The organism is Thermaerobacter sp. FW80, assembly GCF_004634385.1.
GTDB lineage: Bacteria > Bacillota > Sulfobacillia > Thermaerobacterales > Thermaerobacteraceae > Thermaerobacter > Thermaerobacter composti.
In genome coordinates, this window is the sequence record NZ_CP037895.1 from 539,296 (window position 1) to 557,911 (window position 18,616).

Below are 18,616 nucleotides of genomic sequence, written 5' to 3' on the forward strand. Positions count from 1 at the left end.
TGCGGGCGTAAAAACAAGACGGGAACCCGGACGGCGCGCAGCAACGCGAGGAGGTGGGCCCACGGTGGATCGTACGCCCGCATCCCCTCATGCCAGGGATGTCGCGCCGGCCCCCACCGCTCCTCCGGGCGGTGGCCCTCCGGACGCGGTGGCGCACCGCCCGCTCGCGCCTCGGCACGACCCCTCGGCCGGTCCCCGCAGCGGGCGCCCGGTGATCGAAGTGGAGGGCCTGTCCCGTACCTTTGGGGCGGTGACGGCCGTGGACGCCATCTCCTTCACCGTCCGGGAAGGGGAGATCTTCGGCTTCCTCGGGCCCAACGGGGCGGGCAAGTCGACCACCATCCAGATGCTGGCCACCTTGCTGCCGCCATCGGGCGGCACCGCTCGCCTGGCCGGCTTCGACATCCGCAGGGAGCCGCGCCAGGTACGGCGGCAGATCGGCATCGTCTTCCAGGATCCATCCCTGGACAACCGGCTCACGGCGGAGGAGAACCTGCGCCTCCACGCCCGTCTGTACGGGGTGCCGGCGGCTGTGTACCGCCAGCGTGCGGCCGAACTGCTCGAGATGGTGGGCCTCGCCGATCGCCGCCACGCCCTGGTGGCCACCTTCTCCGGCGGGATGAAGCGGCGCCTCGAGATCGCCCGGGGGCTGCTCCACCTCCCCCGCATCCTGTTCCTGGACGAACCGACCGTGGGCCTCGATCCCCAGACGCGGGCGGCCATCTGGGACTACGTGCACAGGCTGCGGGAGCGGACGGGCGTCACGGTCTTCATGACCACCCACTACCTGGACGAGGCGGAGCACTGCGACCGGATCGCCATCATCGACCACGGGCGCACCGTCGCCCTGGACACGCCGGCGGCCCTCAAGCGCAGCCTGGGCGGGGACGTGGTCTATCTGCGGCCGCGGGAGGGCGTGACGCCCGCCGCACTGGCCAAAAGACTCGGGGCCGACCTGGGCGTGCAGGCGGAGGTGGCGGGGGACCGCGTCGCCGTGCGCACGGCCGACGCCTCCACTCTGGCGCCGCGCCTGCTGGCGGCGGTGGGCTCCGAGGTCGTCGCACTAGAGATGCGCCAGCCCTCCCTGGACGACGTCTTCCTGGCCCTGACGGGCCGTGCCATCCGGGACGAGGAGCCCGCGGGCAATGGCTCGTGGCGCCCTCCCCGTGCCCGCCTCTGGGGTGGGCGTCGGTAGCCCAGGTCCCCGTCCGGCCGCCTCGCCGCCGGCTGTCGGCGGCGCGATCGCCTGCCGGAGGCCGGGACCGGCAGGGTCCGGCGGAGCACCCCCTACGGGTCGAGGGGGGGGGTCGAGCCCCCCTGGCGCGCAAGGTCTGCGCGGAGGTGGGGTGCCTGCCTGGTGGCCGGGTTCGTCCGGGGTCGGGGGCAGGGCAGGAGGGATCGCCGTGGGAGCCGTCGGCGAATACGTCCATGCGGCCTACACCATCTGGCTGCGGGAGATCTGGCGCTTCGCCCGGGAACGGGAGCGGATCGTGGGCATGATCGCCCAGCCCCTGCTGTACCTGCTCGTGATCGGGCGCGGCATCGCGTCGACCATGGGCATCCGCGGCGCCCCGGCCGGGCTCGATTACGTCACGTTCATGTACCCGGGCATTCTGGGCATGTCCATCCTGTTCACGTCGGTGTTTTCCGCTGTCAGCGTGATCTGGGACCGGGAGTTCGGGTTCCTCAAGGAGGTGCTGGTGGCCCCCGTCCCCCGGGGGGCGGTGGCGCTCGGCAAGGCGCTGGGCGGGGCGACGGTGACCACCCTGCAGGCGGCGATCCTGCTGGCCCTGGCGCCGCTGGCCGGCATCCCCCTCACCGCGGCGGCGGTGGCGCAGATGCTCGGCCTCGCCTTCCTCCTGGCCCTGGCGCTGACCTCCTTTGGCCTGGCCGTGGCGTCGCGCATGGCCAGCATGCAGGGATTCCAGGCGGTGATGAACTTCCTCATCATGCCGCTGTTCTTCCTGAGCGGCGCGATGTTCCCCCTCACCGACCAGGTGCCGACCTGGATGCGCGTGTTGATGCACCTCGACCCCCTGACCTACGGGGTCGACGCCCTGCGCCACGCCCTGTACACCGGGCCCCTGGAGGCCTTGATGCGCCAGGCGCAGCTGATCCGCTTCGACCTGGGCACCGACGTGGCGGTGCTCTTCGTGCTGGCGGCCGCCATGACGGCGCTGGGAACCGTTGCCTTCAGCCGGGTCCGGTGACCATCGCCCCGGTGGGTGGACGGCGGGTGCCGCCGGTCCCCGCCCTTGGAGGCGCTTTAGTGCCGTTGCGCCGGGTCGCCTGGTCCCGCCTAGTCGATGGCCCAGATCAGCCAGCGGCCCTGGCGCCGGATGAGATAGAGGTGGCTCACCAGGGACGGCGCGTCGGCGGCGGTGCGGGCGCCGCTGGGCAAGATCGCCACCCACCAGGTGGCTGCCATGACCCCGGACCCGCAGTTGTTGGCGATCAGATCCGCGTGCGGGGACTGGGCCGCCGGGCCGATCTCTCCGATGCCGATCTCGCTGCTGCCGATCTCGCCGGCGCCCTCCACGCCGTCCTGGCCTTCGGCGGAAGCGGATGGGCGGACCGCCTCCTGCTGGTCCAGGATGGGCCAATAGGCGGGATCGGTGGTCCGCTTCGCCGCCGCGAGGTCGCCCCTCCGCACGGCGGCCGCGTGCTCCTCGACGACCCGCAGCAGTTCCTCCACCTCGACGGCTTCCGGGCGCTCGAGGCCCTTTGGGTTCGGGCACGCCGCCGCGATCGAAAACCCCTCATGGCGGGCCGGGACGGAGGGCGGGTAGACGTCTGCGGGGAACGCATCGCCCCCATGCCCGCCGAGCAGGACCGCCTGTTCCAGGAAAGCGGCCAGCAGGAGGCCGCTCGACAGTAGAAGGGCGCCGGTGGACCCTCCCCGACCCCCTCTCCCACGCGGCTGGCTCCCCAGCCCTGGCTGCTTCATCTCGCCCGCCCCCAGACGGTGCATTGCGCCGGTCCCCCACCCTTGCCGTGGCGGCGCGCCGCCGGGCCCGCCGCAGCAACGAGCCCCCATGGGATGGGCGACCCCGCATCGGCTGTTCTTCGCACTGCGAGTCGGCTCCTGCTCCATCCCGCGCCCAGGGGTTCGGCGCCCGCGGCGAACCGCTCGCCCTCATCCTCACACCGGCTGGCGATGCGAAGCCGCCGGCTGGCAACGCGAACGGGACGAACCGGCCTGCGGCCTGCCGCCTGTCGGTCCGTCCGCAGGGTCCCGCGCCGATCCGTCCTGCGCGCTCGCATCCCAGGGGCCCGCACCCTCCCCGCATCCGCTGCCGTCCGCGGGCGCCCGCCGACGATCCCTCGTTGCGCTCCCATCCGCCGGCGTTCCCGTGCCCAGCGACGCGGGGTGGCGGGCTAACGCCGTGCGGCGGGCCCCACCCGGTCGCCGGCATCGGCGCCCCGGACCCGGGCCCCGCCCGTCGCCCCCCGGGGATCGATGGCCCCGGCACCATCGGACCCGGGGACTCCCGCCGGTGCGAGGCCGGCCCCCGGTGCCGTGCCCGGCGCCGGCGACATCCCCGGAGTCGGAACGGCAGGGACCGTCCCCACGCCTGGGGGTGTCACCCAGGGGGCCGGGCTCCCCGTCGTCCCGCCTGCCGGCACCCCAGCCGGCGACCCGGCCGTCGCCGCAAGGGGGACCGCTCCCGCCGCCGTCCACGGCGGGTCCGCCACCGGCGCAGCCCACGCCGTCGGCCCAGCGGCTCCCGGCGCGCCGGCCGCCACCGCTCCCGCCCCTGCCGTCGCCCGGGCGGGCGCCATCGCCTTGAGCGCCGCCACCGTGGCGGCGTCCAGCCGCTGAATCACCGCGACGATCAGCCGGACCGCCTGCTCCAGGTCCGCGAGACGCAGGATCGACCCGTGGCTGTGGATGTACCGCACCGGGATCCCGATGGACAGCGTGGGCACGCCGGTGGAGGCCGTGTGGATCTTGCCGGCGTCGGTGCCGCCGCCCGGCATCACGTCGAACTGGATGGGGATGCCGTGGTCCCGCGCGGTGTCGACCACCAGGTCCCGCAGCCGCAGGTGCGGGATCATGCTGGCATCGTACAGGGAGATGGCGGGCCCGCCGCCCAGGCGGCAGGAGGCTGGCAGACGGCTGCGGTCGATGCCCGGCGTGTCGGTGGCGACGGTGGTGTCGATCACCAGCGCCACATCCGGCGCCACCGCCCGCACGCTGGTGGTGGCGCCGCGCAGGCCGACCTCCTCCTGGACGGTGGCCACGGCGTAGACGGTGTTGGGGTGCCGCACGGCCGCCAGCCGGCGCAGGACCTCCACCAGGACCACGCACCCGGCGCGGTTGTCCCACGCCTTGGCCAGGAAGGCGCCGGGCGGGCCGAGGGGCTCGAAGGGGCTGGCCGGTACGACCGGATCGCCCGGCCGGATGCCCAGGGCCTCCGCCTCCTGGCGGCTGGTGGCGCCGACGTCGATGAACATGTCCCGGACGTCCACGGGACGGCTGCGTTCGTCCGCCGGGAGGATGTGGGGCGGCTTGGCCCCGATGACGCCGGTCACCGGCCCCCGGGCGGTGTAGACCCGCACCCGCTGGGCCAGCATGACCTGGCTCCACCAGCCGCCGATGGGCTGGAAACGGACGAACCCGCCGTCGTCGACGTGGCTGACCATGAAGCCGATCTCGTCCATGTGGGCGGCCAGCATGACCCGCGGGTGGGCGCCAGCGCCGGGCCGCTCGGCGATGAGCGACCCCAGGTTGTCCGTCCCGATCCGCGCCGCCAGCGCACCCAGGTATCGGGTCAGCACCTCCCGCACCGGAGCCTCGTAGCCGGAGACCCCCGGCGCCTCGGTCAGCTCCCGCAAGAGGGCCCAGTCGGTGGCCATGGCGTCACCTCCGACGCTAACGTGCACGGGCCACCCGGGGCATATCCCCGTCCACCCCTCGAAGCCTTGCGGGGCCTGGCGAGGGACCTGCGACCCGGACCGTCGCCGGGCTCCCCGACGCGGCCGGCTGCGCCCCGTGGACCGCAGCGGGACGGGGCGATGGGCCATGACCGCGACCGCGCCCTGGCCGGCGCCCTGGCCTGGGCCTGGCTCCGTCCGGCTCCGCCCCCACCGGGGCGAGGCGCGCCCGCGGTGATCCCGCCCCCTTGCCCGAGGGCCCGTTCCCGGAGGCCCGGGACCGGTGACGAACGCGGCCCGCCGCCCGCCGCCGATGGCTGCACCGCCGCCGGCCACCGCGTTGACGCACCCGCGGCGGCCGTGAACACTGGAAGGCAGAGGGTCGACCCTGGAAGAGGGGAACCACGCTGCCAAGGGGAGGGAGCTCCGACATGAGCCGGCTGGTCCGCCACGATCGCAATCGTCCGTACGAGGTGCGTCCCGAGGGTGCCGAGAAGAGCATCTGGATCTGCGCCTGCGGCCTCTCGAAGAACAAGCCGTTCTGCGACGGCTCCCATCGCCGGACCCGCGACGAGAAGGAGGGTGTGCTCTACATCTACGACGACGAGGGCCGCGTCGAGGTGCGGTCCATGTACTGAGGACCTCCAGCGCTGGGCGCACCGCTCGTCGATCAGTCCGCGCGTTCCCGCCGCTTCGTCTCCAACCGGGGCGTGGTCATGGTGAAGGAGCGCCTGGGAGCCTGCCCCCGGGGCCGGTGGAGGTGCCGTGGCCCCTCCGGTTGCGATCCGGGAGTACGGCCTCGGCACCGAGGGGCTCGTCGCCCGCGTTCACGACGCGAATGCGCCGCGCCTGGACGTTCCTCTCCAGCACCAGCGCATCCTCGTAGCCGTGCGCCTTCCCCTCCACCACGGCCTCGCGGTAGACCGCCTCCGGGATAAGGACCGCAAAGGCTCGGACCACCGGAGGGCGCGGCCACGCACGCCACCGGGCGGGGAGGGCCTCTGCCCGCGCGAGCCGCCAGAGCCCGTCAGGGCTTTCGCGCCACCAGCAGGACCCGTCGCTTGCGGAACACCCAGCCCGCGGGGCCCTTCGCCACGACCCGTGCCCGGACGGCGGGTTCGTCCTGATTCCATCGCGCCTCGAGCCGGCCGAGGAGCTCCGGCGTCGGAGGGACCGGCGCCAGCCAGTGCTCCAGCGGTTGCGGGTCGTCCAGGACCACGAGGCGCTCCAGCTCCAATTCGGCCTCCTCCACCATCGCCGCCCACCGACCGGGCGGGTGGGCGCAGGCGTGGGATGGGTCGCGGAGGCGCTCCAGGTCGTTGAAGAGGGCAGCGGCCGCCGGAAGGGGGGGCGGCGTCATGTCGACCACCCCGAGACGCCCGCCGGGACGGAGCACCCGTGCCATCTCGGCCAGGGCCAGGGGGACGTCGCGAAAATGGTGGGCGGCGCGGCGGCAGGTCACCAGGTCGAAGGACGCCGCCGGGAAGGGCAGGGCGTGGACGTCGCCCACCACGAAGCGGGCGTTGTCGACACCCCGCTCCGCCGCCTCCCGGGCGAAGGCCTCCGCCATCGCCGGCGTCAGGTCCACCCCCGTGACCTCGAGCTTCACCCGGGGTGCGAAGGTCAGCGCCGTGTGGCCGGTGGCCGTCGCCACGTCCAGCAGCCGCTGGTCGGGGCGGGGATCCAGGGCCTCCACGAGGGCGTGGAGGTCGGCCCCGGCCCGGTGCCCCGGGCTGCGTCGGTACGCCTCGGCGTGCCGGCCGAAGAACGCCTGGATCGCCGCGGGGTCGCCACCCCGCCCGGCCTCGCTGCCGGCGGACGAACCCGCCCCCGGGAGGACCGCGTCCCGCTCGTGCCTCCGGTCCATCCAACGACCCCCTCCCGGCTGCGTCGTCGCCGCGGCCCTCCCCACGGGCGCCGGTTCTTGTGGGCTCCGGTTCCGTCGGGCGGCCCGCCGGGACCGGGCCCACCCCGCGGATCCCGCGGGAGGGCCGGCGAACCCCATCCGCTACCCTGGCGAGTCCGACCGGCGGCCTCCATGGCGTTCCTCGTCCGCCGCACGCCACCGGCCGTCCCCGCGAGACCAAGCGGCGTTCTCCGTAGGGTTCTTCGTGCCGGTGCATCCCACCGGCCATCCCCGAGTCCGAGCGACGGTCGCCGCGGAGCCCTTCGTGGGCTCCTCGTGGTGTCCTTCGCTCGATCGGAGTTCTTCCCTCGATCCGCGTCGACCTCCCGGGGTGGGGCTGCCAGGGGGCGGCCTGCGCCGAATCGGGACCCTGCCCGGTTTCCCTCGCGGGGGCAGGGCGGTTACGATGGGGGCGTCATGGGACGGGCATCGCAGGGCCGGGATCGGACGGACGTCCGACCCCGGTCCCGATGGCGTGTCAGGAGGAGGAACCCGTCCCAGGAGGAGGAACCCGGCATGTCCACCGTCGCCTTCATCCACGGCTTCCTCGGGCCGATCGTCTTCGCCTTCGCCGTGCTGCGGGTGGTCTGGACCGGCTATCGCATGCTGGCCGGCCGCGATCTTCCGGCCGCCCGGATGCTGGGGGGCCTGACCATCGGGCTCTTCGACCTGCAAGCGCTGCTGGGCATCGCCCTGCTGGCCACGGTGGGGACGGCCACCGTGAGCTGGCGCCACCCCGTGTTGATGCTAGCGGCGGCCGTCCTCGCCCACATGGGCGTCGCCGCAGGGCGACGGGCCGAGGGCCGGCCGGCGGCTCCCTTCGTCCTCGCCCTGATCAGCGCCGTCCTGGTCGGCGTCGCCTATCCCGCGCCGTGACCGGGCCGACCGGAGCGGGTCCCACCGCGACCGGCCCCGTCGCACCCACGGGGCCGACGGTGCGGGCTTGCGGGATCGGGAGGCGGTCGGCCGGCGGCATGGGCAGGTGGCCCGCGGAACGGGGGACGCACCGGCCTGACCCCCTCGGAGAGGGCCCGCCCCTCGGAGGTCCGGGGGCCCGGCCGGGCGTTGGAGCGGCGGGGCCACGGCGAGGGGGACGGCAGGGGGCGGCGGGTGCGGGGAACGGCGAGGGAATCGGGGCAGGGCCCGCCCCACGGACGGCCGACGACGGGCCGGGGACCGGACGGCCGACGCGGGCAGGTGAGGAGGTCCCGTCATGGCCACCGCGTGGCGCAACCTGTACGTGCTGCTGATGGCCGCCTGGTTCGGCATCATGGGCTATTACACGGGCATCCTGACCCCGACCTTGACCCGCGCCTTCCCGGCGGAGTTCGGCCGCATCGTCGCGGCCCTCTTCCCGGGGTACTTCCGGCTGGGGGAGGTGCTGGCCCTGGCGGCCACGCTGGCAGCACTCCTGGAGCTCCGGAGCCGCCGCATGGGCTCCACCCCGCCGCCCCAGTCCCGCGGAGGAACCGGCCCGCGCGAGCGGCCGCCCGGCGGGCGGGCGGCCTCCGGCCCGGCCGCCGGCCCGGAGGCCGCCGAAGCCCCCGACCCCGGGGCGCCGGCAGCCCCGATCCGGCCGCGCCTCTCCGGGACCGGCCGCCGTCTGGCGCTGGCGGTGGCGGCCCTGGTGCTGGTGACCGTGAACCGCGAGCTGGTGCTGCCCGCGGCCCACGCCGCCCGGGGGACGGACGCCTTCGGCGCCTTGCACGGCCTCTCCATGGGGATCAACCTGCTGACCGGCCTGCTGGCCCTGGCGGGTGTCGCCAGCGGCCTGTGGGCCCCGGCGGCTCCCGCGGGCCCGGATGCCCCAGCGGCCGCCGACGGCGGCCGGCCCCGCCAGACCGGCCGCCCGTGACGCCGGGGCGCCGGCCGGCGGCCCGGCGACGGAGACGCAGGCCGGCGGCCCGGCGACGGGGACGCAGGGGCGGCGGCCTGTGCCCCGGTCCGCTGGGCCCGTGGGCCCATGGGCGGCGGCCGACACCCCGGTCCGCTGGGCCCATGGGCGGCTGCCGGCATCCGGCGGCACCCGGTACTTGGCGCGACCCGGCCATCGGCGCAAACTTCCCGGCCCACCAGAGCCCCGCCTGCGGTCGCCGCGGTCCGTCGCCGCCACCGCACCCCAGCGGGGTCTCCGATCCCGACGTCGACCGCGGCGAGGCCTCGAGGTCGCGCCCCTGCGCCCGGCCGGCGGGTCGTGAGCGCCGGCGCTCACGACCCGCCGGCCGGTGGGGCGGCCCGGTTCGGACCCGTGCCCTCCGCCGCCGGAGCCGCAGCCCGCTCCGCGATGGCCTCCCGGTAGGGCGGACGCAGCACGCCGCGATCGGTGACGATGGCGGTGATCAGCGCCGCCGGCGTCACGTCGAAGGCCGGGTTGTAGACGGCGGTCCCCGCGGGCGCCCAGCGCACCCCTCCCAGGGCCCGGACCTCGTCGGCGCCGCGCTGCTCGATGGGGATGGCGTCGCCGGAGGGCAGGGTCGGGTCGACGGTCGACCACGGCGCCACCACGTAGAAGGGGATGCCGTGATGGCGGGCCAGCACGGCCAGCATGTAGGTGCCGATCTTGTTGGCCGTGTCGCCGTTGGCGGCGATCCGGTCGGCCCCGACCAGCACCGCGTCCACCTGGCCGGCGCCCATCACCGCGGCCGCCGCCCCGTCGACGATCAGGGTGTGGGGGATACCCTCCCGCTCCAGTTCCCAGGCGGTCAGGCGGGCTCCCTGCAGCAGCGGCCGCGTCTCGTCGACCCACACGTGGCGAAGGCGCCCCTGCCGCCAGGCGGTGCGGATGACGCCCAGGGCCGTCCCGTGTCCGCCCGTGGCCAAGGCGCCGGTGTTGCAGTGGGTCAGGACCCGCGCCCCCGCGGGCAACAAGGCCGCGCCGTGTTCGGCCATGCGCAGGCACATGGCCAGGTCTTCCTCCTGGATGGACCGGGCCTCGGCCTCGAGAGCCGCCGCCACCGCCCGGGGGGCAGCGCCGCGGGCCGCAAGCTCGCGGGACCGGTCCGCCATCCGCCTCAGGGCCCAGTGCAGGTTGACCGCGGTCGGGCGGGTCGCCGCCAGTCGGCGGACGGCGGCGTCGACGGCCTCGGCCACGGTGCCGGCGGTGGTCCCTGGGTCCCCGCTCGATGCGGCCCCCTGCCGGTCCCGCCCGTCCTGGCCGGGTTCGTCCGCCCGCGGCCCGTCCGACCCCGCCGATGCTGCACCCGCTGCCGCCCGGACCGCCGCCAGGGCCACGCCATACGCCGCGGCGATGCCGATGGCCGGCGCCCCGCGGACCACCATCGCCTCGATGGCGCGGGCGACCTCCTCGACGGACGAACAGGCCACCCAGCGCTCCTCGGCGGGCAACCGGCGCTGGTCCAGGAGGTGGAGCACGCCTCCCTCGTAGCGCACGGGCTGGATCACCGCCGCTCCCCCTTCCTCACCGTCTGCCCCGGGGGGGCCCGCCCTCCGGATCCGGAACAGCCCGGACCGTGCCGGCCGGCGCGGCGCCGCCGACGCTCCCTGCCCCGGCCCCGCCGCCGGGCCCCGGGGCGGTCAACCGGGCCGGCGGCCGCGGCCCGTCCTGGGCCGGGGCCCGCGACGGGGGCACGGCCGCCGGGGGCGCAGCCGGGGCGGCCGATTCGGAGGTGAGGCCCCATCGCTCGGCGAGGCCGCGGCTCTCCGCCAGCTGGCGGTCGACCTCGAGGGCCAGCGCCATGATCCGGGCGACCACCTCGTACAGCGCCGGCGGGATCGCCTGGCCGGGCGGCACGCGGGCGAGGATGGGCGCCAGCGGCGACCGCACCAGGGGCACCCCGGCCTCGCGGGCGCGTCGCAGGATCGCCTCCGCCATGGCCCCGAAGCCGGCAGCGACGACCCGCGGCGCGGCGTCCTCGGCCGGTGCATACCGCAAGGCCGCCGCGGCCCGCCACCGGCGGTGCCGGCCCCCGGGGCCGGCGCCACCCGCCGCGGGAGCCCGGCCCGCGCCATGGTTCGCCCCCGCATCGCCCCGCCGGGCGCGGTCCGCGGCCGACCGGCCAGGCCCCCCTGCCGGGTGGCGGGCGACGGGGTCCGGAGGCTGCTGGGGTGCGTCGGCCGTCACCGTCTCACCTCATGCCGCCGGCGTCGGGCGCGTCTCCCGCCCGCGGCCGGTTCCGCCTGCACCGGCTCCCGAGCCGGTTCCCGAGCGGTTCCCGAGGACGGCTCGTCGGGCTCAACGTAATCCAGGCGCCCCTCCCAGGCAAGGGGCCGGGGCCCTTTCCAAGCGAGGGGCCCGGAACGGTCGCCGTCGGCTGGCGAGCCCATGAGGGGGCCGCGCCGTGGGCCTCTCCCCGCCCGCGAGCCGTGAGGGGGCCACCCCGCGAGCCTCTCCCCGCCGGCGCAGGCCCGGCTCCGCACCCCCGTCGGGCCGTCGGTGGGCCGGAGCGCCCCAGGGGATGATGGCCTCGCGCCGCCGGGGACCTGGCGTCCCGTCCCCTCCCCGCCCTGCCGGCGATCCGCGGCGGATCCACGTCGCACTTGCCGCAACCCCGAGGGGCTAGGGTCGCCCCGGGTCGGCGGGCGTCCCTGCGGCCGTGGGCGGGACGACGGCCCGCACCGAGACCCCTGCCGGCTCGAGGCCCCACGCCTCCAGGAGCCGCCGCAGGGCCGCCTCGTCCCAGCCGCGATCCTCCAGACGCGTGGCCGCCGGCGCGTCCACCACCAGGTGGAGGAACACCCGGCGGCCCACACCGGCGACCCGGACCTGCCAGGATCCCGCGTGGGGCAGCTCCCAGCCGATCTGGACGGCCCAGGGCTGGGGCCGCCCACCGCCCGTCCCGGCCCGACCCCCTTGGCCGTCGGCCGGGCGCACCGCGTCCGCGGCCGCGGTCCAGGTCCGGCCCGCGGCCGCGGACGCCGTCGTGGGCGCCGGTGCGCCCGCATCGCCGCCCGCCTGGGAGGGAGCAGCAGGGAGGCGGCGGTCGCCCGGCGAATCGCCCATATCCCCCCGCCCGGACGGGGTCGGCAGGCTGGCAGGGACCGAGTCCCCGCCAACCCGTGCCGACCATGGAGCCGGCGCCCCGGCTGCCGACAGCCCCGGAGGAACCGGCTCCCCTGCCGGGGTGGCAGGCGTCCCCGCGGAGGGGGGCGGCGCGTCCGACGCCGGACGCGAAGGGCCGGCTGGCGCCCCAGGCGGCGGATCCAGGGGACGGAGGGCGACGGGCACCGACGGGGACGGCGGAGGCGGAGCCGCCTCCGCCGGGTGCACCCCGGGGGGACCCACGGCCGCCGGTGCCGGGGGACCGAGCCCAATGGCGGTCGACGGCGATGCCGCGGGCGGCGCCGTGGCCCCGGCGCGCAGGCCCGGCGCGCCGGGCGCCACCGGCGCCGGTGAGCCGACGGTCTCCGGCGCGGGTGCGGCGGGAACGGCCGGTGGCGGGACGGCGGGGCGAGCCCTGGGCGACCCCGCCGGGGGACCCCACGCTCTGGGGACTGGCGGTTCGGGTGCCGCCAGGGCCGGGGGCGACGGCAGCCGAGGAGCTGCTGCGGCGTTCTTGGCCGGTGTCGGCAGGGCGTCGGCCGCCGGGACCGGCCGGCTCGCCCCCGCGGCCCCGGTCGCAGCCGGCGTCGCCGCGGGCGCGGTGGACGGCACCTTCGCCGCCGGATCCCCCCGACCGGCGGCCGGCTGACCTCGGCCGGGGGAGGGTCTGCCCTCCGGCCGGGTCGCGCCGCCCGCCCCCTGGACCTCCTGGATCAGACGGATGACATCGATCAGAAGGGCTTGCGTTACGAAAATCCGATCCACGGCGGCTACGACCTCCGCATCCCGGTGCGCCCGGTGGCAACGGCCGCTACGGCTGGATTAAAATAGGGTAGGAGGGATCGGCGGTGCCCGCCAACCTGCTCCCGCTCGAACACCTCACCGACGCCGACTTCGCGTTCCTCGCGGCGGCCGTCTCCCCGCGCAGCGACGCCCGGGATCGCATCGCGCGACTCCTGCGGGACGGCGGCGAGGCGATCCAGCGAGCCCTGGAGGACCGCCGGACCCACCAGGCCCTGCGCCAGGGCGATGCGGCGCGCGACCTCAGTCCCTACCTGCTGTTCTCCGTGCTGCTCTACCGGCGTCGGGCCGAGGAGCGCAGCCGGGTGCAGGGGTCGGCGCGGTCCGCCGGGACGGAGGGCACGAACCCGTCCCGGGGCGATCCCCGCGGCCATGCCGCGCAGGCCGCCGCACCGAGCGGGGCGGAACCGGCCCGGCCCGATGCCCATTGGCTGGCGGGGCGCGAGCGGGGCGGCGACGAGGCCGGCGACGCTCCGGCCGCCCGCGGTCAGCGGGAGGGCCTGCTGGATTCCCCGTGGACCGTCCACTACCTCGCCGAGCTGCTGGCCTGCTTCGCCTACACGCCGCCCGGCATGGCCGCCTTCACCCTCGGCGGGCGCCATTTCCGCCTCCCCCTCGCCGAGGTCGACCTCGCCAGCCTCAACAAGGTCGCCCTCTTGGCCGCCGAGCCGGAACGCCTCTCCATCTATCGCCGGCTCGGCGACCTGACCCTGTTCCTGTCATCGGTCGCGGTGGAGCCCGTTGAAGCGGCGCCGGCCCCCGAGGAAGGAGCGCGGTCCGCGGCCGCGTCGGCCACGGGGTCCTGCGAACCGCGCAAGGCGGAGGGGGCGGAGGGAGACCGCAGGGACGCTCGACCGGGTGGAGCGGGGCAATCCCTGCCGTACCGCGAAGAGGAGCTGGAGCGGGAGGGGCGGCGGTTCTACGAGCACGCCGCCCAACACCGGAGTGCCGGGACAACCTACCTGGGGCGCACCCTGGTCCTCCTGGCCGCACAGTACGGCACCGTCCGCACCTTGCTGCGCCAGATCCTGCACCAGGATCTGCCCGCCGTCTACCCGGGGGGACTCGCGGAGCTGGCCTCGCGGTGGGGCAACGCGCCCCAGCCCGGTGTGGAGGTCCTCTCGGCCCCGGAGGGCCGACGCGAATGAACCGGACCCACCCTGCCGGATGAAGACCCCGCCGCGGCGAGGAGACCGGTCACGGGCTCCGCCGCCTGCCGCGCACCGCCGGCCCCTGCCGCCTCCCCGTGCGGCCCAGGGCGGACCACCACATGCGGGGCCGGCTCGCCGGCTCGAGGATCGTCGACGCCCAGGATCGCCTGCCACGGGCGCGGGTAACGACACGTGCGCCGTCCCCGTTGGAGGGTGAAGAGGCCGTCCTCGTAAGCCTGGGCGAAGAACACCGGGTCGTTCAGCAGCCTGCGGTGGACTTCGGCCATCCAGCGCCGCTCCTGCCGCCACCGGGCCACCACCGCGCCCGCCCCGACGACCAGGGCGCCGGCGACGGCGAGTCCCGCCCACGCCCAGGGTCGGCCGGTCAGGAGGAACGCGGCGCCCAGGCCGGTCAGCACCCCCGCCAGCAACCGGGCGTACGCCCGCGCCAGGAGCCCGAGGTAGAGGGCCGACTCCACCTGGGCCCGCTGGAGGTACAGGTTGACCACGCCGCCGCGGTCCAGCCGCAGACGCACCTGCCCCTTGCGCACCAGGCTGCGCAGGCGCGCGAAGACCGCCGGTTCGTCCAGCATGCCGTCGCGGCCCCCCGACGTCCGGGGGCATCCGTCCCGTCCTGCCGTCACGGTGGTCCCCGTCCTCCGTCGCAGCAGCCGCGCCGGGACAGCGCCGGGGCGCGGCCGGACGTCTCCGCCCCGACCGGCGACATGGCGGATGCCGGGGTTCGCTGCCACGGGGTCCGCCCCCAGGCGACCCGGTTCGCCATCGGCCGGGCCGGTTCGTCCCAGGCGGGGATTCTGTCGAAGGCGCCCGATCCCCTGCACGGGGCCGTGGCCGGGAGAGGGCCGGCGCCGGGCGCCCGCCAGGGAAACGCATGGGGGATCGGTCCCACGGGCCGCTCCCAGGCCACCGGGCGCGGTGGGGACGGCCGCATCCATGGGCCGGGCTTCTGGATCCGGCCGCCCCTCTCCTGCGGGGTCGGGCTGGCTCACAGGTGCACGCGGTCGATCCAGGGGTCGAAACCGGCCTCCCGCGCCCGGCGGGCCAAGCGCTCCGCATAGGACCGGTCGCGGAAGGACCCGATCACGACCCGGTACCACACCCCCGCCGACGATCGCGACGGCGCCGGTGCGGAGGAGGCGCGATCGCTGGGCGCCGGCGACTGCCGGCGCGCCACATGGGGTGACAGCCACTGGCGTCCAAAGAACTGGAGGATCCCGCGGGCGATGGCCTCCGCCACCTGGGCCTGCCCGGCTGCCGAGCCCAGGTAGCGGGCGTCGTCCGGATTCGTGAGGAACCCGCACTCCACGATCACCGCGGGCATGCGGGTCTCGCGGATGACGTGATAGTAGTCGCGACCGCCCCGCCCGGCCCGGGAGCGCGCGCCGCGATTGGCGAGGGGGGTCAGGCGGTCGAGCCACTGGACCAGGTAGCGGGCCAGGATCCGCCCCGGCGACGTCGGGAGGACGGAGTGCCAGACCTCGAATCCCCGAGCCGACGGCTCGGTGTGGGCGTTGCAGTGGATGGAGACGAAGGCGTGGGCGCCCCATGCATTGGCCTGGTCCGTCCGCGCGCGCAGAGGTACGGTCCGGTCCGTGGTGCGCGACATCCGCACCGTCAACCCGTGGCGCACCAGGTGACGCCGCACCGCCAGCGCGATGGCGAGGTTGAGGTCCTTCTCGACGAGTCCGTGGCCGAGGGCGCCGGGATCCCGCCCGCCGTGGCCGGGGTCCAGGAAGACCTTGGGCATCGCCGTCCCCCTTGGTCACCCGATCGCTGCGCGGAGCGGCGGGTGGCGTCGCCGGCTCCGCGCCATCGTGGGGCCATCGTATGCCGGGATGCCGTGGCCTGCCCGTTGCCACCGCCGCACGGTGCGCGCGGGTCGACCGCCGCCATCCGCCGGCGGCGGCGGATGACCCGGGGACCCCCACGCGCCGGCCCCTGCCCCCGGCGGAGGATGCGCGGGCCCGCGGGCGGATGGGATGGTCGGGACCACCGCCTTCCTCGCAGCGGGCGAGCGCGCATCACCGACGCGGACCTGATCCAGGCCGTGGTGGATCCAGGCCGTGGTGGTGACGTCAGCCATCGAGGCCTGGGTCGCCCTGGCGGCGTGGGCCGGTTCGTCCAGCGGAGGAACCAGCGGGCGCGAGGGCGCAGGCTCACCCAGAGCCGCTTCGTCGACCCCACCGGTTGCGAGGCCCCTAACCTGGAGGCTATGACGGCCCGCGGCGGGCTGCACCGGCAGGTGCCCCGCCTCGAGGCGGTGGGGCCGGTGCGAGGCGGTTGGATCTGGGCGGACGCGCCCTCGCATGGTCGATGCCCGGGTCGGCGGGCGGGAGGCCGCGGCGCGGCGGACACCGTCCGTGACGTGCCACCGCCTGTGGTATAATCGGCCTGCACGACGGGATCATCGGCTTGACCTTGCACGACGGGGCACGAGCGGGGACGGCGCCCCGGCCATCGCCTCACCGGCCGCGGCACGGTCGGCCCCGTTGCCAGCGCGCGCCTGTAGCTCAACGGTCAGAGCAGCGCCCTCATAAGGCGTGGGTTGTGGGTTCGAATCCCACCAGGCGCCCGGGGTTCGTGCGCGTCGGAACGAGAGGATCGGGTGATCGGCGGCGGGCGAGGGGTCCTGCACGGCCCCTCGCCGCCGGGACCCCCGGAGGTCCGGTGCAGGTCCCGGTTCGGGGATCCGTCGGATCCGATGCCGACGATCGGCTCCTTCATCGGGTGCTTCGAGGATCGGGTGCCGGCGATGGCGGTCCGCTGGGGGAAGCCGGTGCTGCCGGTGGCTTCTCCGGGGATCCGGTGCAGACCGTGGTAGGGGTCCGGTCCCCGGCCCCTTGGGGCTCGCCCCGCTTCCCTGTGGCTCACCGCGCTCCGAACGGCTCTGCTGTTCGTACGGTCTTGGTGCCGACGTGCCGGCTCCCCGCACCTCGCGTCAACAGCGCGCATCCGCCAGCCCGTGGCGCCGGCGAAGGTGCGACCCGAGAGCCCGGGATGCCGATCCGAGAGCCCATGGCCCTTCCCACAGCCCGTGGCCGCGCAGCCAGCCTGTGGCCGCGCAGCGCTCGGCGGGCAGCCGGGATCCGGCTGCGGCTCGTCGGCTTGCTTCGATCCGGCTGCGGCAAGCCGGCGAGGCGCGGCGACCCAGGGGCGGGTTGGAGGAACGGCAGCCCATGGGTTCGTCCGAGGAGTGGCGGTCCACGGCTTCGTTCCGCGCCGGGATGGGGAGGCGCGTGAGGGCGCCGTGGTGGCTCAGTAGACCGGGTCGCGGACGAAGGCGCCGGCGCGCCTGCAGCCCTCTCGCAGCCCTTTCCTTGTCGGGCCGGGGGACGGCCGGTATAATGCGGAGGGTAGCGGGTCCGAGGGTGAAGGACGGGGCCCCATGGTCGAGTGGTTAAGACGCGGGCCTTTCAAGCCCGAGGTAGGGGTTCGATTCCCCTTGGGGCCACACTCCGGACCGGGTCCGGGGCCCCGGACCCGGTCCGGGAGAGGACGGCGGCTGGCGACGGCCCAGGGCGCGGGTCCCTGCCGCGCGGCGGCGCGGCAGGGACCCGCGCTTTGCGCATCAGAGGGCCCGCGATGGGCGCAGGGACGGGGCTGCGGGCGGCGCAGCGTCGGGCCTGCGCACCGCGCGGCGAGAGCCTGTGCACGGTGCAGCGACAGGCCTTCGTCGTGCGCGGTGACGGGGCAGCGCACCCCACCGCTGCGGGCGGACCCCCACCGCGCCGCTACGGACCCGCCCACACGCGCCGCTGCGGACCGCCCGCAGCGCGCCGCTACGGGCCTGCCCACAGGCGCCGCTGCGGGCCTGCCATGGAGCAGCAACGGGCCTGCGCATGGCGACCTTCATCGTCCCCGCGGGGACCCAGGCCGGGCCCCAGGACCGCAAGCCGCCCCAGCCCGCTCTTGGAACGCGTGCCCATCCGTCGCCGAGCGGCGTGCGGCGCATGGGCCCACGAGGGAACGCCTTCGCAACCGCCCCCGAGGGAACGCCTTGGCATCCGCCCCTGAGGGGACGGCTTGGCATCCGCCCCTGAGGGGACGCCTGCCCATCGGCCCACGAATGGCCGTCGGTGGCCAAGGAATTGCTATAGGCGAGCACCCAGCGGAGGGAGTCTGTCATGGCCTGGGAAGGAACGCCATCGTCCCGTGCGCCCTCGGCGACGGCCATCGGCTCCGCCCCGCGCCCATCGCGTGGAGGGGCGCAGAACGTGCCCCCGCGGCCCGGCGCCGCGAGCGCCACCGGTACGACCTGGCGCAGCCGCCCGCTTCGACCGCCGCGGGCTCGCATGTTATCCTTTACCATGGCCGGGCGCAGCCCCGGGCCGCAGGGGCCGGCGGCCCGCAGCGTCCACCGCGTCTGCGCGGCGGCGGGGGCCGACGGAGGGGACGCCGCACCGGCCGTGCCCGCGGATGCCGGGGTGCCCGGCCTCGGCGCGGCCCCAGCCGCGTCCGTGCCGGCGGCGGCCCGCACCGCATCAAACCCCGAGGAGGTGGAGGGCATGCGGATGGAACAGGTCAAGGCCGAGCTGGAGCGCTGGGGAGAGCTGATCGTCACCCTGGCCTCGGGGCGCAAGTTCGAGCTGCACCTGGGCGATACGGAGTTCGACTTGCAGAACCGCGTCATCCGCATCACCGGGCCGGCCGCCCACTTCGTGCTGGACGGCGACGCCATCGAGCACGTGGAGATGCACTTCAGCCATCCGATGGAGTGACGGCGGGAGCGGACGGCGCAGCTCCCCGGCCTGCCTGCGCGTCGGACGAACGCGGCCCGGCGGCGAGGCCGCGGCAGGTGCGCTCCCCCGGCGCCGGCGGCACCCCGGGCGGGGTGCCGCCGGCGCGCGTGCTTGGGCCCCC

The 18,616-nt window shown here is 76.1% G+C and carries 16 protein-coding genes and 2 tRNA genes; 9 read left to right on the forward strand and 9 right to left on the reverse strand.

Annotation, left to right across the window (positions count from 1 at the left end; all coding sequences use genetic code 11):
• Nucleotides 1–211 precede the first annotated feature (211 nt).
• Both E1B22_RS02190 and E1B22_RS02195 read left to right on the forward strand, forming a co-directional pair.
• Nucleotides 212–1,195, forward strand: a complete 984-nt coding sequence (locus E1B22_RS02190) for an ATP-binding cassette domain-containing protein (RefSeq protein ID WP_135224381.1) — start codon at nucleotides 212–214, stop codon at nucleotides 1,193–1,195.
• Nucleotides 1,196–1,403: 208 nt separating this feature from the next.
• The gene (locus E1B22_RS02195; RefSeq protein ID WP_243123628.1) at nucleotides 1,404–2,210 is read left to right on the forward strand and encodes an ABC transporter permease; all 807 of its coding nucleotides are present in this window, start codon (nucleotides 1,404–1,406) and stop codon (nucleotides 2,208–2,210) included.
• 89 nt (nucleotides 2,211–2,299) lie between these two features.
• Here the strand turns inward: E1B22_RS02195 and E1B22_RS02200 are convergent, their stop codons facing one another.
• Complete coding sequence (locus E1B22_RS02200) at nucleotides 2,300–2,947, reverse strand: hypothetical protein (protein WP_135224383.1); 648 nt, start codon at nucleotides 2,945–2,947, stop codon at nucleotides 2,300–2,302.
• A gap of 431 nt (nucleotides 2,948–3,378) precedes the next feature.
• On the reverse strand, nucleotides 3,379–4,860 hold the full coding sequence (locus E1B22_RS02205; RefSeq protein WP_135224384.1) for a M42 family metallopeptidase: 1,482 nt from the start codon (nucleotides 4,858–4,860) through the stop codon (nucleotides 3,379–3,381).
• A gap of 449 nt (nucleotides 4,861–5,309) precedes the next feature.
• Here E1B22_RS02205 and E1B22_RS02210 point away from each other — a divergent pair, with 449 nt between their 5' ends.
• Nucleotides 5,310–5,516, forward strand: coding sequence for a CDGSH iron-sulfur domain-containing protein (locus E1B22_RS02210; RefSeq protein WP_135224385.1), 207 nt, complete (start codon nucleotides 5,310–5,312; stop codon nucleotides 5,514–5,516).
• Between the two features lie 76 nt (nucleotides 5,517–5,592).
• Here the strand turns inward: E1B22_RS02210 and E1B22_RS02215 are convergent, their stop codons facing one another.
• Together E1B22_RS02215 and E1B22_RS02220 are read right to left on the reverse strand one after the other, a co-directional pair.
• Nucleotides 5,593–5,838, reverse strand: a complete 246-nt coding sequence (locus E1B22_RS02215; RefSeq protein WP_135224386.1) for a hypothetical protein — start codon at nucleotides 5,836–5,838, stop codon at nucleotides 5,593–5,595.
• A gap of 67 nt (nucleotides 5,839–5,905) precedes the next feature.
• Nucleotides 5,906–6,745 carry a class I SAM-dependent methyltransferase gene (locus tag E1B22_RS02220; RefSeq protein ID WP_135224387.1) on the reverse strand — a complete coding sequence of 280 codons (840 nt, stop codon included), beginning with the start codon at nucleotides 6,743–6,745 and terminating at the stop codon, nucleotides 5,906–5,908.
• Between the two features lie 555 nt (nucleotides 6,746–7,300).
• Here E1B22_RS02220 and E1B22_RS02225 point away from each other — a divergent pair.
• Complete coding sequence (locus tag E1B22_RS02225; RefSeq protein WP_135224388.1) at nucleotides 7,301–7,660, forward strand: hypothetical protein; 360 nt, start codon at nucleotides 7,301–7,303, stop codon at nucleotides 7,658–7,660.
• A gap of 337 nt (nucleotides 7,661–7,997) precedes the next feature.
• On the forward strand, nucleotides 7,998–8,639 hold the full coding sequence (locus tag E1B22_RS02230; protein ID WP_135224389.1) for a DUF4149 domain-containing protein: 642 nt from the start codon (nucleotides 7,998–8,000) through the stop codon (nucleotides 8,637–8,639).
• A 353-nt stretch (nucleotides 8,640–8,992) separates the two neighbouring features.
• Here E1B22_RS02230 and mtnA read toward each other — a convergent pair whose 3' ends face one another.
• The 3 genes from mtnA to E1B22_RS02245 form a co-directional block, all read right to left on the reverse strand.
• The gene (mtnA, locus tag E1B22_RS02235; protein ID WP_135224390.1) at nucleotides 8,993–10,186 is read right to left on the reverse strand and encodes an S-methyl-5-thioribose-1-phosphate isomerase; all 1,194 of its coding nucleotides are present in this window, start codon (nucleotides 10,184–10,186) and stop codon (nucleotides 8,993–8,995) included.
• Between the two features lie 16 nt (nucleotides 10,187–10,202).
• Nucleotides 10,203–10,865: an EscU/YscU/HrcU family type III secretion system export apparatus switch protein gene (locus E1B22_RS02240; RefSeq protein ID WP_243123630.1), complete on the reverse strand. Its 663-nt coding sequence runs from the start codon at nucleotides 10,863–10,865 to the stop codon at nucleotides 10,203–10,205.
• A gap of 435 nt (nucleotides 10,866–11,300) precedes the next feature.
• Complete coding sequence (locus E1B22_RS02245) at nucleotides 11,301–11,744, reverse strand: flagellar hook-length control protein FliK (RefSeq protein WP_135224391.1); 444 nt, start codon at nucleotides 11,742–11,744, stop codon at nucleotides 11,301–11,303.
• Nucleotides 11,745–12,631: 887 nt separating this feature from the next.
• Here E1B22_RS02245 and E1B22_RS02250 point away from each other — a divergent pair.
• Nucleotides 12,632–13,732 (forward strand): hypothetical protein, encoded by a 1,101-nt coding sequence (locus E1B22_RS02250; protein WP_135224392.1) that lies wholly within the window; start codon nucleotides 12,632–12,634, stop codon nucleotides 13,730–13,732.
• On the opposite strand, the gene E1B22_RS02255 is transcribed toward E1B22_RS02250, so the two are convergent.
• Nucleotides 13,636–14,379, reverse strand: coding sequence for a hypothetical protein (locus E1B22_RS02255; protein WP_135224393.1), 744 nt, complete (start codon nucleotides 14,377–14,379; stop codon nucleotides 13,636–13,638). The genes E1B22_RS02250 and E1B22_RS02255 overlap by 97 nt on opposite strands.
• 362 nt (nucleotides 14,380–14,741) lie before the next feature.
• Complete coding sequence (locus E1B22_RS02260; protein ID WP_135224394.1) at nucleotides 14,742–15,503, reverse strand: N-acetylmuramoyl-L-alanine amidase; 762 nt, start codon at nucleotides 15,501–15,503, stop codon at nucleotides 14,742–14,744.
• 752 nt (nucleotides 15,504–16,255) lie between these two features.
• On the opposite strand from E1B22_RS02260, the gene E1B22_RS02265 reads away from it, so the two are divergent.
• The 3 genes from E1B22_RS02265 to E1B22_RS02280 all read left to right on the forward strand — a co-directional run bounded on the left by E1B22_RS02265 (nucleotide 16,256) and on the right by E1B22_RS02280 (nucleotide 18,474).
• Nucleotides 16,256–16,328: transfer RNA gene (locus E1B22_RS02265), tRNA-Ile, on the forward strand.
• Between the two features lie 807 nt (nucleotides 16,329–17,135).
• Nucleotides 17,136–17,207: transfer RNA gene (locus tag E1B22_RS02270), tRNA-Glu, on the forward strand.
• Between the two features lie 1,054 nt (nucleotides 17,208–18,261).
• Complete coding sequence (locus E1B22_RS02280) at nucleotides 18,262–18,474, forward strand: hypothetical protein (RefSeq protein WP_135224396.1); 213 nt, start codon at nucleotides 18,262–18,264, stop codon at nucleotides 18,472–18,474.
• Nucleotides 18,475–18,616 lie beyond the last annotated feature (142 nt).

Excerpts from the sequence above, each read along its gene's own strand:
- E1B22_RS02200 (WP_135224383.1), bottom strand. The coding sequence starts at position 2,947 with ATGAAGCAGCCAGGGCTGGGGAGCCAGCCGCGTGGGAGAGGGGGTCGG.
- E1B22_RS02205 (WP_135224384.1), bottom strand. The coding sequence starts at position 4,860 with ATGGCCACCGACTGGGCCCTCTTGCGGGAGCTGACCGAGGCGCCGGGG.
- E1B22_RS02210 (WP_135224385.1), top strand. The coding sequence starts at position 5,310 with ATGAGCCGGCTGGTCCGCCACGATCGCAATCGTCCGTACGAGGTGCGT.
- E1B22_RS02220 (WP_135224387.1), bottom strand. The coding sequence starts at position 6,745 with ATGGACCGGAGGCACGAGCGGGACGCGGTCCTCCCGGGGGCGGGTTCG.
- E1B22_RS02225 (WP_135224388.1), top strand. The coding sequence starts at position 7,301 with ATGTCCACCGTCGCCTTCATCCACGGCTTCCTCGGGCCGATCGTCTTC.
- E1B22_RS02230 (WP_135224389.1), top strand. The coding sequence starts at position 7,998 with ATGGCCACCGCGTGGCGCAACCTGTACGTGCTGCTGATGGCCGCCTGG.
- E1B22_RS02245 (WP_135224391.1), bottom strand. The coding sequence starts at position 11,744 with ATGGGCGATTCGCCGGGCGACCGCCGCCTCCCTGCTGCTCCCTCCCAG.
- E1B22_RS02260 (WP_135224394.1), bottom strand. The coding sequence starts at position 15,503 with ATGCCCAAGGTCTTCCTGGACCCCGGCCACGGCGGGCGGGATCCCGGC.
- E1B22_RS02280 (WP_135224396.1), top strand. The coding sequence starts at position 18,262 with ATGCGGATGGAACAGGTCAAGGCCGAGCTGGAGCGCTGGGGAGAGCTG.